This window comes from Seonamhaeicola aphaedonensis (genome assembly GCF_003386195.1).
GTDB classification, from domain to species: domain Bacteria; phylum Bacteroidota; class Bacteroidia; order Flavobacteriales; family Flavobacteriaceae; genus Seonamhaeicola; species Seonamhaeicola aphaedonensis.
The window spans coordinates 41,662-56,158 of record NZ_QRDX01000009.1 but is presented as its reverse complement, the minus strand read 5'-3'; the positions used below and the strand labels follow the sequence as shown (position 1 = coordinate 56,158).

Below are 14,497 nucleotides of genomic sequence, written 5' to 3'. Positions count from 1 at the left end.
TCTCTTAACGCTTTATTTTATGTGGTAAATTTTTTAAACAGCAACATCGTTATCACGAAGCGCATCGTTTAACGATGTTTTCTTATCGGTACTTTCTTTACGTTTGCCAATAATCAAGGCACAAGGCACTTGATATTTACCAGCAGTAAACTTTTTAGTGTAACTACCAGGAATAACCACAGAACGCGCCGGTACTTTGCCTCTCAACTCTATAGGAGCATCACCTGTAACATCAATAATTTTAGTACTCATGGTTAAAACTACACCAGCTCCTAAAACAGCTTCTTTCTCCACATGAACACCTTCAACAACAATACATCTTGAGCCTACAAATACATTGTCTTCAATAATAACCGGAGCAGCTTGTAGAGGTTCTAAAACTCCTCCAATACCTACACCACCAGATAAGTGTACATTTTTGCCTATTTGAGCACAACTACCAACAGTTGCCCAAGTATCTACCATAGTGCCTTCATCTACATAAGCACCTATGTTAACATAACTAGGCATTAATATTGTGCCAGGAGAAATAAAGGCGCCATGTCTTGCTACTGCGTGTGGAACCACTCTAATGCCTTTTTCTTTGTATCCAGTTTTTAAAGGTATTTTATCATGAAACTCTAATGGGCCAGCTTCAATAGTTTCCATTTTTTGAATTGGAAAATAAAGCACAACGCCTTTTTTAACCCATTCGTTAACTTGCCAACCACCTTCTGTAGGTTCGGCTACTCGTAATTCACCTTTATCAAGTAAATCTATAACGGTTCTTATGGCTGTGGTTGTTTTTTCTTCTTTTAAGAGGGCTCTATTGTCCCAAGCGGCTTCTATTATTTGTTGTAATTCTGTCATTGATATTTAATTTCAGGCAAAAGTACATGATTTTTTTTATTTAAAAAGTCTACTGCTAGTATAGTACTTACTTAATTGAAACTAAGTTTTGTATGGTTTATTATGTTGAGATTTTGTTTTTGTATGAAGAAATATAATGGGTATCCATTGACCTTAATATTGACTAAAATAGCATGTTTTTTGTCTGATAAAAACGTATTTAAAAGAGTTCTTTTTTTTGATTTTCCAGTAAATAAATAAAAATATCGACAAAATGCATTCTAAATGTATTTTAACCGAAAAAAACATGTGTTTTATCAGTTAATCTGGGGTTTTGAACACATTTTCTAATAAACGAAAATTCTGGGTTTTACAACTAATTTTTTGCATTCTACCTATAAATCGATAATATATTTGAACCAACAAACAACCCAAGTCATGAATAAAAGAGTTTACATGTTATTAGTGTTAGTTTTAAGTTTTGCTTTTGCTCATGCTCAGAGTACTACTATAGAGGTAAACATTGAAACTAATAAAACTGTTTCTGTTTCAAAAGAGAATGTAAAGGTTGTTAATGATACTCTAAAAACTAATCAAGAAGTATTAATAATTAGTGAAGAAGATTTAAGGGCATCTATAGCTCGAACTGCTAGCGATATAAGAACATATTTTAACAGAGAGAGAAATGTTGAAAATATTAAATTGTTATTCCCTACAATCAATAAGGCAAAGAAAGCTTAAATAAATTTCTAACATAAAGGTTAAATCGAAAAGACTGTCTAAATTTAGTCAGTCTTTTTTTGTGAAATTACTTTATTGAAATTAAAAACAGAAATATTTATTATTTGATATGCTTTCTTATTTTTAAATGTTTTTCACAAAACATATAATTCCAAAACGATTTGTTTTATGAAATAGGTTCTTCTTTATAATTAACTTTTGGTATGAATTAACTATTTTCTGTTTTTACGCCTATTAGCATTCTTATCGCCTCTAGTTTTCGGTTTTTTATACTTTTTAGCTATTTCTCTACGATAGGACCCGCCTTGGTTTACTTTTTTGTTCTTTTCTTTCTTTTCATGGAATGCAGGACCGGGAGCATCTTCGTCTTGCCTTCTTTTTAAAGGGTTGTAATGTTCTTTTGTTTCAGGTCGTTCCTCCTCAATGAGTTCTGTTGAGATTTCAACTACGTCTGGTAATTCTAATAATGGAATTTTCATATCCATTAATCGTTCAATAGCTTCAATGGCTTCTTGTTCCTTTTCGGTAGAAAACACTAATGAACGCCCTTTACGTTTTGCACGACCCGTTCTACCAATACGGTGCATATAGTTTTCGGGATACTCAGGGGTGTCAAAATTAATCACATGAGACACGTTATCAATATCAAGTCCACGTGCCATCACATCAGTTGCAATTAAAATCCTATGTTCACCTTCATTAAAAGCCTCAATGCTTCGTAAGCGATAATTCTGAGTTTTATTAGAGTGAATTACGCAAACTTCGTCTCTAAATATGGTATTTAGATTTTCAAATAAACGATCTGCCATTCGTTTATACGCCACAAAAATTAAAACCTTATTGAAAGTTTCATAGTTATTTAATAAATGGGTCAATAAATTAACTTTGGTATTGAAATTAGGTACGCTATATCTGTTTTGAGAAATGTTATCTAACGGTGTTCCAGAAACAGCCACAGAAACACGTATGGGGTTTCTAAAAAATTCATTGATTAAAATATCAACATCGTGAGTCATGGTAGCTGAAAACATGATATTTTGACGTCGCTCAGGAAGTAAATCAAAGATGTTAATTAATTGATGTCTAAACCCTAAGTCCAACATAACATCAACTTCATCTATAACCAATTTCTGGATAGATTTTAATTGCAAAACTCTACTCAAAGCGAGATCATATAATCTACCTGGAGTTGCCACCAAAATGTCTAAACCTTCAGCAATTGCTTGTTTTTGGGTATTGATGTTTGTACCTCCGTAAACCCCTAAAACCCTGTTGTTGATGTACTTTGAAAGTTTTTCAATTTCTTCAACTACTTGTACCACTAATTCGCGTGTTGGAACCAAAATCAAAACTCTTGGATTTTCTTGTTTTGAGAATTTCAAGTTTTTAAGAATGGGTAACATGTATGCAAAAGTCTTTCCAGTTCCAGTTTGGGCTATTCCAACAACATCTCTACCAGAGCTAACCACATTAAAAGCTTGTTCCTGAATAGGGGTTGGTACGGTAAAGCCCAAATCGTCTAAGGCATTGTAAAGTGGCGTATTTAGGTTTAAATCTTGAAAGGTCACGTTAAAAGTTTAATTGCCGCAAAGATATGTGTTTTAAAATTGGACATTCTTAATTATAGAAAGAATTCTTTTGCGGTGCAAAGTATAGTAAAGATCTTGTTTTATTTCAACATTAAATTTCGGTAATTTGCAATCCTTTTGAGAACCATAGCAACATACCAGCCAAAAAACGTTATTAGTTTTAAGAAACAATTATTGCATTGGGCACAACAATTTAACGATGTTGTTTGGCTAGATTCTAATAACTACCATCATAATTATTCTAATTACGATGCTATTCTTGCAGTTGATGGATTTACAAGTATTCAATCGAATTATGAGGATGCTTTTAATAAATTGAAGGAGTATCAATCCGCTACTAAAGATTGGATTTTTGGTTATTTGACCTACGATTTGAAAAATGATGTTGAAAAGTTATCTTCGAATAATTTTGATGGCTTAGGTTTTCCAGATTTATATTTTTTTCAACCTAAAAAACTTTTTTTAATCAAGAATGATTCTGTTGAAGTTCAATATTTAAATTTTATTGCTGATGAGTTTGAAGAAGACTTAAGGGATATTGAAAAAGAAGATGAATGTCACCCTAAGTATATTATCTCAAGTACAGTCGAAAGGCGAAGAATCCCAGAAGAGATAAAAATTAAGCTTCGCATTCATAAAGATGAATATTTCGAAAAAGTGAACACCATGTTGAATCATATTCACCGAGGAGACATTTACGAAGCTAATTTTTGTCAGGAGTTTTATGCTGAAAACACTCAAATTAATCCGTTGGAAACATATTTCAAACTCAATGAAATATCTAAACCACCATTTGCCTCGTACATTAAGTTTCATGATAAATATGTTTTAAGTGCGTCTCCTGAGCGCTATTTGCAAAAGCAGGGTAAGACCATTGTATCACAACCTATAAAAGGAACCGCGAAACGGTCCGATAATGCCGCGGAGGACCAAACATTAAAAATCAATTTAGAAAACGACTTAAAAGAACGTAGTGAAAATATCATGATTGTAGATTTGGTTCGTAATGATTTATCAAGAATGGCATTAAAGGGCAGTGTAAAAGTAGAAGAACTTTGTAAAGTTTACACATTTGAGCAGGTTCACCAAATGATATCAACGGTAGTTTCAGTGGTAGACCCTGTAACACATGCTGTAGATATTATAAAGAGTACATTCCCAATGGGAAGTATGACGGGTGCTCCTAAAATTTCAGCCATGCAAATCATTGAAAAATTAGAAGAAACAAAGCGCGGTTTGTACTCTGGAGCTATTGGATATTTTACACCTACCAGCGATTTCGATTTTAATGTGGTTATCAGGAGTATACTTTACAATGCTTCAAAAAAATTCGTGTCCTACTCAGTGGGAAGTGCTATAACCTCTAAAAGTAATCCTTTAAAGGAATACGAAGAGTGTTTGGTAAAAGCTAAAGCGATGCGAGAGGTGTTGGAAAACTAATATGGTCAGAAGAAAAAAGGCAAAAGGCATAAGCAAAAGTTGTAAGTTTGTAGTATGAAGAGTTACAGAGATTTAATAGTCTGGCAAAAATCGATAGATTTAGTTACTCTTGTTTATAAGCTTGTAAAGCAATTTCCAGAGGATGAAAAATATAGTTTGATTTCTCAATTGAAAAGGAGTTCAATTTCAATTCCTTCCAACATTGCCGAAGGTTATGGTAGAAAATACACAAACGATTATGCAAGATTTCTACAAATTTCCAGGGGGTCTTTATTTGAAATGCAAACTCAACTTCAAATTGCTGTAAATCTTGAATTTATTGATAAGGATGATTTAATTGATGTGGTTAATTTATCAGTTGAAATAGAAAAAATGTTAAATGTTTTGATAAAAAAGTTAGCTAACTAATCCCTAGTGCCTAATGACTAAAGACTTGTTTAATATTTTCAAAAATCACATAAGTAATAATCTTGCTTTTTTAAAAGAAAGCAGGCTGTTAATTGCTATTTCTGGAGGTATTGACAGTGTGGTACTTGTGCATTTGTGTCATGAATTAAGTTTAAATATGGCCTTAGCTCACTGTAATTTTAACTTACGCGGAAAGGAGAGTGATGGTGATGAAGATTTCGTAATTCAATTGGCTGATAGCTTAGATATTGAGGCGTTTACAGAAAGTTTTGATACCCAAGGATATGCCAATCAGTATAAAATATCTGTACAAATGGCGGCACGTGAATTGCGTTATTTTTGGTTTGATGAACTGGCGCAACAACTAAAATTCGATTACATTTTAACAGCGCACCATGCTGATGATAATTTGGAAACGTTTTTAATTAATTTTTCCAGAGGAACAGGATTGGATGGTTTAACAGGAATACCACCTATTAATAATAAATTTGTCCGTCCTTTATTACCGTTTTCAAGAGAGCAAATAGTAGATTATGCCAAAGCCAATGAATTAGTGTGGCGGGTAGATAGTAGTAACGCATCAACCAAATATTTGCGGAATAAATTACGGCATGAGGTGATTCCTATTTTGAAAGAAATAAACCCAAGTTTACTTCAAAGTTATCAAAGTACTATTAATAATCTTAGTGATGCCACTGATATTGTAGAGGATCATTTAGAGCAGTTTTTTCAAGAGGCTGTAGTTAGTATGGAAGAAAATAAAATGGTCTTCAAGATATCTGAATTTAAAAAGCAAAACAACCCAAGGGCCTATTTGTTCGAAACATTCAAAGATTATGGGTTTACAGAATGGAATGATGCTTTAAATCTGTTAGATGCACAATCTGGTAAGTATATATTATCTAATACACACAGGTTAATTAAACATCGAAATAATCTTTTATTAAGTGAAATTATTCCCAGTGAACTCGTTGAAATTCTTGTAAATGATATTAGTGAAGAAATTGAAACGCCTTTTGGGCTTATATGTTTTTCTTCAATTGATGAAATTTCTGATAATAGTGCAACATCTATTTATGTAGATAGAGCTCTATTGAAATTTCCATTGTTAATAAGGCAGTGGAAGGTGGGTGATCTATTTTACCCATTTGGAATGAAGGGAAGAAAAAAAGTAAGTAAATATTTCAAGGACGAAAAACTGTCACTTTTAGATAAAGAAAGTACTTTGTTATTGTGTTCAGATAATAATATTGTTTGGATTATAAACCGAAGAGCCGATAATCGGTATAGGGTAACAAAAGAGACAAAAGAAATTCTCAAAATCGAATTAAAATAGGGTACATATAATAAAGCAGATTTGAATTATTTTACATGTAAAGCATGAGCCTTTTGAAACTTCAAGGAAATATAGTAGACATACAAAACAAACGCATCTTTAAAGGAGAAATAACCGTTAAACATGATAGAATTGTTTCTATTAAAGAAAAGTATCATGATGTTGAAACCTATATTTTACCTGGCTTTATAGATGCTCATATTCATATTGAAAGTTCCATGTTGGTGCCTAGTGAGTTTGCAAAAATAGCAGTAAAACATGGTACAGTTGCCACCGTATCAGATCCCCATGAGATTGCCAATGTCTGTGGATTAGAGGGTGTACACTTCATGATTGAAAGCGGAAAACAGGTGCCTTTAAAATTTAATTTTGGGGCTCCCTCTTGTGTGCCTGCTACAACTTTTGAATCGGCAGGTGCTACCATCAACTCCAACGATGTTAAAGAACTTCTTCAAAATCCAAATATCAAATATTTAACAGAAATGATGAATTACCCGGGGGTAATTTTTGATGATGATGAGGTTTTAAAAAAATTGCATTGGGCTAAACATTTCAATAAACCTATTGATGGTCATGCACCAGGTTTGGTTGGTGATAATTTAACAAAATACATTTCAGCAGGTATATCTACAGACCATGAATGTTTTACTTATGATGAGGCCTTAGAAAAACTTCAAAAAGGTATGAAAGTACTAATAAGAGAGGGTAGTGCTGCTAAAAATTTTGAGGCCTTAATTAGTTTGTTGCCAAAGTATTATGAGCGTTTGATGTTCTGCAGTGATGATAAGCATCCAGATGATTTAATGCTAAGTCATATAAATAATCTGTGTGCAAGGGCGGTTTCGAAAGGAATCGATATTTTCAAGATACTGCAAGTAGCTTGCATAAATCCTGTTGAACATTATAATTTGGATGTTGGATTACTTAAAGAAGGAGACTTTGCTGATTTTATAGTTGTTGAAGATTTGGTTAATTTCAAAACAATTCAAACATTTATAAATGGTAAATTGGTCTACGATAAAGGGTTGACATTTATTCAAACCGAACTTGTAAAACCAATCAATAATTTTAAATGTAAAACAAAACAGGTTTCCGATTTTAGAATAGAATCAGAGACAAAACAAATTAGGGTCATTGAAGCCTTAGAAGGTCAATTAGTTACTAATGAAATTATTGCAAACTCCAACATAGATAATGGAAATATAGTTTCAAATATTGATGAAGATATTTTAAAAATGACTGTAGTGAATCGTTATCATTCTAATGATAATGAAGATAAGCCTGCCATAGCATTTATTAAAAATTTTGGATTAAAAGAAGGTGCTATAGCATCATCTGTTGGTCATGACTCACATAATATTATTGCGGTTGGTGTTTCCGATGAAGCTATTTGTAAAGCCGTTAATCTTATAATTGAAAATAAAGGTGGAATTTGCGCTGTGAGTAATTCCGAAGAAAAAATTTTACCGCTACCTGTAGCTGGAATTATGAGTGATAGAAGTGCAGAAGAAGTGGCTGAGACTTATCAAAAATTAGATGTAATGACTAAAGAACTGGGTAGTAAGCTAAACGCTCCTTACATGACCCTTTCTTTTATGGCATTATTAGTTATTCCATCGTTAAAATTGAGTGATAAAGGCTTGTTTAATGGAACTGATTTTAAATTTACCTCTTTAGAAGTTAATTAATGCCTGTATTACAATCTAATTACAAAGCTCCAATTTTATTTAAAAATGGTTTTATAGCCACAGTTTATTCTGGGCTGTTTAGAAGGGTTAATAATGTAGTGCAGGATCGTGAACGCATTATATTGTCTGATGGTGATTTTTTGGATTTAGATTGGAGTTATTCAATGCAAAAAACAGACAAACTCGTAATTCTTTTACACGGTTTAGAAGGTGATAGTAAGCGTCCCTATATGTTAGGTGCAGCTAAACATTTTAACAACAATAATATTGATACTGTCTCCGTGAATTTTAGAGGTTGCAGCGGAGAAGATAACCTAAAACTAAGAAGTTACCATTCTGGAGCAACAGAAGATTTGTATGAGGTCGTTCAGAATATAATTTCAACAAAAAGTTACGCAAGTATTTATTTAAAAGGTATAAGTCTTGGTGCAAATATGATTCTCAAATTTTTAGGAGAGGGAAATAGTTTACCAACTGAAATTAAAGCTGCTGTTTGTATTTCTGTACCATGTGATTTAAATGGCTCATGCATAGAACTTCACAAGATTAAAAATTTACCTTATGCTGTAAGGTTTTTAAATCATTTAAAAGGACGATTAAAAACTAAATTAGAAAAGTACCCTGAGACGATTCCTAAAGAGGTTTTGAATACTATTAAAACGTTAAGAGATTTTGATAATGTTTACACCTCCAAAGTACACGGTTTCAAAGATGCCTCAGACTATTATCAAAAATGTAGTGGCTTACAGTTTATCCCCAACATAAAAATCCCAACCCTTATAATTAACGCGTTAAACGATTCTTTTTTATCGCCAGAATGTTATCCCGTTAAAGAGGCTAAAGAGCAATCTAATATCTTTTTAGAAATGCCTACTCATGGCGGGCATGTGGCTTTTATTGACAAAAAGAATATTTACTATAATGAGCGTCGTGCATTAGAATTTATAAATTCTAATGATTAGGGTAACACAAGCACCCTCTGGATTAATTTTTGTTTAGTTAAGCCACTGTTAAAATCATAAGTTTAGTACTAGGTTTAGTTACAATTTTAGTAACTTTTATCCAAATTCTAAATTATGCCAACTTTCAACTTAAAAATCAACAATAAAAGCTATACGGTAGAGGCCGATATGGATACCCCTTTGCTTTGGGTGTTAAGAGATCAACTAAATCTTTTAGGTACTAAATATAGCTGCGGTATTGGGCAATGCGGTGCTTGTACTGTTCACACCGATGGTATAGCTAATAGAAGTTGTTTGCTTCAGGTGTCTCAAGCCGAAGGCATGAATATAACTACCATTGAAGGACTTTCAGAACATGGAGATCATCCCGTTCAAGAGGCTTGGAAAGCTATTGATGTACCACAATGTGGTTATTGTCAAAGCGGGCAAATTATGACAGCCGCGGCCTTTCTAGAAAAAAACACAAACCCTTCTAGTGAAGCGATAAGAAATGCAATGAACGGAAATATTTGCAGATGCGCATCATACAGGAGCATTGAGGAAGCCGTAAAAGTGGCAGCAAAAAAAATGAGTTAACCAACCTATACTAATCATGAAAACTTCAAATAAAATACTATTTAGTAGACGATCATTTTTAAAAACCTCTGCTTTGGCTAGTGGCGGTATTTTAATAGGTTTTAACTTATTTAATGCTTGTAAGGAAAATGTTAAAATGCCTATTGATTTAAGTCAATTAAATTACAACGATTTCAACGCTTTTATAAAAATTTCAGAGGAAGGTAAAGTAACAATTTTTGCAACGAATCCGGAGATTGGTCAAGGAGTAAAAACCTCAATGCCAATGCTCATAGCAGAGGAGTTGGATGTGCCTTGGGACGATGTATATGTGGTTCAAGCGCCATTAGATACTGAAAATTATAGAAACCAAACGGCAGGAGGTAGTCAGTCTTTAAGAAGGAATTGGGAACCTTTACGTCAAACAGGAGCTACTGCAAAACAAATGTTAGTCAATGCAGCAGCAGCAAGATGGGGGGTAGATGCCTCAACATGTAAGGCAAAACAAGGTTTCATTACAAATGCTAATGGAGACACTTTAGGCTATGGCGAAGTGGTTTTAGAGGCAGCTCAGTTAGAAGTTCCAGAAAATGTAAGTTTAAAAGACCCTCAAGATTTCACTATTATCGGTACAAAAACAGCCAATGTTGATATTGATAAAATTATTACAGGAAAACCATTATTTGGATTAGATTATAAAGAAGAAGGCATGGTGTATGCTTCAGTTATACGTCCGCCAGCATTTGGTCAAGTTTTAGAATCTTTTGATGCCACAAAAGCCAAAGGAATGCCCGGAGTAATCGATGTGATTACAATTGGCGAAAAAGCAAGAAACATGTTGAGTGAAGCCAAACCAAACTGGAGTGTTAAGTTAAGTACAACAGATAAGGTTGTTGTAGTAGGTAAAACAACTTGGGATGCTATTAAAGGAGCAAAGGCTGTCAAAACCACTTGGAAAACTGATTCTGATTTAGAAAGTACAAAAGAACACGATGAAAAATTATTAGGTCTCTTAAATGGCAAAAAGTTTAGAACCAGACGTAAGGATGGCGATGTTGAAAAAGCTTTTGCTGAGGCTGATAAGGTTGTTGAACGTATATATGAATCAACATTCTTACCTCATAATCCCATGGAACCTATGAATTTTTTCGCTAATGTTACTCCAGAAAAAGTACATCTAGTAGGTCCTACTCAAACTCCAGAATCCGCTGCTAATGCTGTGGCAAGTTTGTTGGGTAGACCCTTAGAGGATATTCATGTTGATCTTACTAGAATGGGTGGAGGTTTTGGAAGGCGTTTATATAACGATTATGTTATGGAAGCAGTCGAAATTGCCGATAAAATTAAAATGCCAGTAAAAATGGTATCTACTAGAGAAGACGATATGACTACTGGAGTATATCGTCCAGCCTGTAAATACAAAATTGCGGCATCAATAAAGGACGGAAAACTTACAGGATATCATCTTAAAGAAGCTTGTGTTAATGGAAATATGTATGGTTTGGTACCTAACTTTTTTCCAGCGGGTGCCATTGCAAATTATCAAGTAGATAGTGTTCCTTTAAGAAGTAATATAACAACAGGTGCGTGGAGAGCCCCATATACTAATTTCTTAGCCATTGCAGAGCAAAGTTTTTTTGATGAATTAGCTGAAGAAATGGAGGTAGACCGAGTACAATTACACATGGACTTGTTAGATAACGTAAAAAAGAATCCTAATCCAAAAATAGATTATAGTCCAGAAAGATTACAAGGTGTTTTACAAATGGTAGTTGAAAAATCTAATTACGGAAAGACTACAGAAGGTGTTTACCAAGGCTTATCAGTATATTATTGTCATAACACACATGTTGCTGAAGTAGCAGATGTGATTTTAGATAACGGCATGCCAGTTATTAAAAAGGTTACTTGCGCTATAGATTGTGGTATTGTGGTGAATCCTCTAGGTGCACTAAATCAAGCTAAAGGTGGTGTTTTGGATGGTATAGGGCATGCCATGTATGCAGATTTTAGCTTCAAAGACGGTGTACCCTCGGCCAATAATTTTAGTAGCTATCAATTAATAAGAATGGGTCAAACACCAGAAGTAGATGTTCATTTTGCTAAAAGTGATATTGCGCCAACAGGCTTAGGAGAGCCAACATTACCACCTGTTGGGGGCGCTGTTGCCAATGCTATTTATAAGGCAACAGGGCAACGTTTATATAAATTACCCTTTATGAATAATTTACAAAGTAAAGAAGTTGTAGGGTAATTTAGATAACATAAAATTTATATATTTAAGCGAGTAGTTATGCTCGCTTTTTTTATGTACATTTTACCTAAGTTTACTAAAATAGTAGGTGTTAATAAAATGAAAATTGATGTCAGTTGGGGTTTTATAATAAATAATTTACCATTTTTGGTAAGACACAGCTAATGATAGTATGAGCAAGACACCACAACAAAAGGCAGCAACGCCAGAGCAGTTTACTGGTTTAAAAATCACAGAACCTCCTAAAAATAGTGTGGGGTTTAGTGCTTTAAAATCGGCCTCAAATATGGTTTTGAAGTATATGAAGCCTTTAGATGCACTCAAAATTTCCTCAAAAATAAATCAAAAAGGGGGCTTTGATTGTCCTGGTTGTGCGTGGCCAGACCCCGATGATGATCGTTCAATTTTGGGAGAATACTGTGAAAATGGTATTAAAGCTATGGCTGAGGAAGCGCAAAAAAAGACTATTGGCGCTAATTTTTTTAAAAAACATTCTGTTGATCAATTAGCACAATTATCTGATTTTGAAATTGGTAAATCGGGTCGCTTAGCAGAGCCTTTGTATTTACCAGAGGGCGCAACACATTATCAATCTATTTCTTGGGAAGAGGCCTTTAAGAAAGTAAGTACACATTTAAATGCTTTAAACTCGCCTGATGAAGCTATCTTTTACACTTCTGGTAGAACCACCAATGAAGCCGCCTTTTTATATCAATTATTTGTGCGCGAATTTGGAACTTCTAATTTACCAGATTGTTCAAATATGTGTCATGAGGCTAGTGGTAAGGCGTTGACAGAAACCCTTGGTATTGGAAAAGGGTCGGTTACTTTAGATGATTTGTATAAGGCAGATGTGGTTATGGTCGTTGGGCAGAATCCAGGAACCAATCACCCCAGAATGTTAGTGGCTTTAGAAAAATGTAAAAAGAATGGTGGTAAAATTATTGCTGTGAATCCTTTGCAGGAGGTTGGTTTTATGAAGTTTACTAATCCTCAAAATCCTATTAAAATGTTAACTGGAGGAACAGATTTAGCCGATGTTTTTGTACCCGTAACAATTAATGGCGATGTAGCTTTTTTTAAGGCCATTCTTTTAAAGTTACTAGAGAAAGAAGCAGAACAAGGAAACGTATTTGATAAACAGTTTATTGAAACTCACACTTCTGGTTACGACGCCTTTATTGCCGACTTAAAACGATTTGATTTTGAGGAATGTCTGAAGCTTTCTGGTGTTTCTAAAGCAATATTTGATGAGGTATTCGAATTGATTCTAAAAAACAATAGAATTATTATTTGTTGGGCTATGGGACTGACCCAACACGAAAATGCAGTTGATAATATTCGTGAGCTAGTAAATCTTTTATTGCTAAAAGGGAGTGTTGGTAAAGAAGGAGCTGGTACCTGTCCGGTACGCGGGCATTCTAATGTTCAAGGCGATAGAACCGTTGGTATTTGGGAGGCAGCACCTCAAGCTTTTTTAAATAAAATTGAAACTAAATATGGTTTTAAGCCTACAGCAAAGCATGGCTATTCTGTTATCGAGGCTATAGAAGCCATGTACAAACAGAAGGCTAAAGTGTTTTTTGGTTTAGGTGGAAATTTTATTTCGGCAGTTCCAGATACTAATTATTCAGCACAGGCTTTGGCAAATTGTAATTTAACGGTGCATGTGAGCACAAAACTCAACCGTTCTCATTTAGTTACCGGAAAAGAAGCGCTTATTCTACCTTGCCTAGGAAGAGCAGAAAAAGACTATCAAAAAACAGGTATCCAATTGCAAAGTGTAGAAAACTCTATGGGTGTAGTGTCTTCAACAAAAGGAATATTAGAACCTTGTTCGAAAAACATAATAAGTGAAGTTTCCGTGGTTTGTGGTATTGCGAATGCCACTTTAAAGGAGCGTACTAAAATTAATTGGTTAGCATATAAAGATGATTATAGTTTAGTGAGAAATGATATTGAAGAAGTAGTAGATGGCTTTGCTGATTATAATAAACGTTTAAAGCAACCATCTGGCTTTTATTTACCCAATGGGGCACGAATCAGGGAATTTAAAACCAAATCTGGAAAGGCACATTTTACAATTAATAAACTTCCAGAATGGAAACTTAAAAAGGATGAATTAATAATGATGACTGTTAGGAGTCATGATCAATTCAATACCACTATTTATGGCTTAAATGATCGCTACAGAGGTATTTTTAATGAGCGTCGTGTTATCATGATGAATCGTGAAGACATGAAAGAAAGAGGTATTAGAGATCTGCAAGTTGTAAATTTACATTCCGAGTATCATGGCGTTGTTCGAAGGGCTAACAAATTCAAAGTAGTGGGTTATGATATACCAAAAAAATGCTGCGCTACCTATTTTCCTGAAACAAATGTACTCGTACCTTTAAGTAGTTATGCACATACCGCTAAAACCCCTGCTTCAAAAAGTATAATTATCAAAGTTTTTAAGGCTTAGTCCAGAATATGGTCTTTAGTTTTTTTAAGATATTGAGATAGCTAACGAATCTCTTAAAACATCTTTTGTATATAAATTATTTTAGGGCACACGTCCTATTAATTTATCAATTATAATATAATTCTAACAGCCAATTTTTGTTGTTTAATTAATTATCCACATATCAATTTGCGAAATCTATAATAATTTAAATTATAGTCAATTTACTATGTATTGTTTGAATGTAAAT

General features: G+C 33.8%; 11 protein-coding genes. 9 read left to right on the top strand and 2 right to left on the bottom strand.

The features are described 5' to 3' along the window. Window positions 1–33 precede the first annotated feature (33 nt). Entirely contained in the window at window positions 34–849 is an 816-nt protein-coding gene (locus DFQ02_RS13725; protein ID WP_116525022.1) for a 2,3,4,5-tetrahydropyridine-2,6-dicarboxylate N-succinyltransferase, read from the bottom strand. A gap of 417 nt (window positions 850–1,266) precedes the next feature. On the opposite strand from DFQ02_RS13725, the gene DFQ02_RS13720 reads away from it, so the two are divergent. Further along, window positions 1,267–1,569 carry a hypothetical protein gene (locus DFQ02_RS13720; protein WP_116525021.1) on the top strand — a complete coding sequence of 101 codons (303 nt, stop codon included), beginning with the start codon at window positions 1,267–1,269 and terminating at the stop codon, window positions 1,567–1,569. 212 nt (window positions 1,570–1,781) lie between these two features. On the opposite strand, the gene DFQ02_RS13715 is transcribed toward DFQ02_RS13720, so the two are convergent. Continuing rightward, entirely contained in the window at window positions 1,782–3,137 is a 1,356-nt protein-coding gene (locus DFQ02_RS13715; RefSeq protein WP_116525020.1) for a DEAD/DEAH box helicase, read from the bottom strand. Between the two features lie 138 nt (window positions 3,138–3,275). On the opposite strand from DFQ02_RS13715, the gene DFQ02_RS13710 reads away from it, so the two are divergent. The 8 genes from DFQ02_RS13710 to DFQ02_RS13675 all read left to right on the top strand — a co-directional run bounded on the left by DFQ02_RS13710 (window position 3,276) and on the right by DFQ02_RS13675 (window position 14,268). After that, window positions 3,276–4,598 carry an anthranilate synthase component I family protein gene (locus DFQ02_RS13710; RefSeq protein ID WP_116525019.1) on the top strand — a complete coding sequence of 441 codons (1,323 nt, stop codon included), beginning with the start codon at window positions 3,276–3,278 and terminating at the stop codon, window positions 4,596–4,598. 54 nt (window positions 4,599–4,652) lie between these two features. Beyond that, window positions 4,653–5,006, top strand: coding sequence for a four helix bundle protein (locus DFQ02_RS13705; RefSeq protein ID WP_116525018.1), 354 nt, complete (start codon window positions 4,653–4,655; stop codon window positions 5,004–5,006). A 13-nt stretch (window positions 5,007–5,019) separates the two neighbouring features. Then, on the top strand, window positions 5,020–6,342 hold the full coding sequence (gene tilS, locus DFQ02_RS13700; protein ID WP_245940271.1) for a tRNA lysidine(34) synthetase TilS: 1,323 nt from the start codon (window positions 5,020–5,022) through the stop codon (window positions 6,340–6,342). Between the two features lie 53 nt (window positions 6,343–6,395). After that, window positions 6,396–8,030, top strand: a complete 1,635-nt coding sequence (ade, locus tag DFQ02_RS13695) for an adenine deaminase (protein WP_116525088.1) — start codon at window positions 6,396–6,398, stop codon at window positions 8,028–8,030. After that, complete coding sequence (locus DFQ02_RS13690) at window positions 8,030–8,992, top strand: YheT family hydrolase (RefSeq protein ID WP_116525017.1); 963 nt, start codon at window positions 8,030–8,032, stop codon at window positions 8,990–8,992. The genes ade and DFQ02_RS13690 overlap by 1 nt, the downstream gene beginning before the upstream one ends. Window positions 8,993–9,106: 114 nt before the next feature. Further along, complete coding sequence (locus DFQ02_RS13685; RefSeq protein ID WP_116525016.1) at window positions 9,107–9,568, top strand: (2Fe-2S)-binding protein; 462 nt, start codon at window positions 9,107–9,109, stop codon at window positions 9,566–9,568. 16 nt (window positions 9,569–9,584) lie between these two features. After that, the gene (locus DFQ02_RS13680; protein WP_116525015.1) at window positions 9,585–11,801 is read left to right on the top strand and encodes a xanthine dehydrogenase family protein molybdopterin-binding subunit; all 2,217 of its coding nucleotides are present in this window, start codon (window positions 9,585–9,587) and stop codon (window positions 11,799–11,801) included. Window positions 11,802–11,973: 172 nt separating this feature from the next. Continuing rightward, complete coding sequence (locus DFQ02_RS13675; RefSeq protein WP_116525014.1) at window positions 11,974–14,268, top strand: FdhF/YdeP family oxidoreductase; 2,295 nt, start codon at window positions 11,974–11,976, stop codon at window positions 14,266–14,268. Window positions 14,269–14,497: the final 229 nt, after the last annotated feature.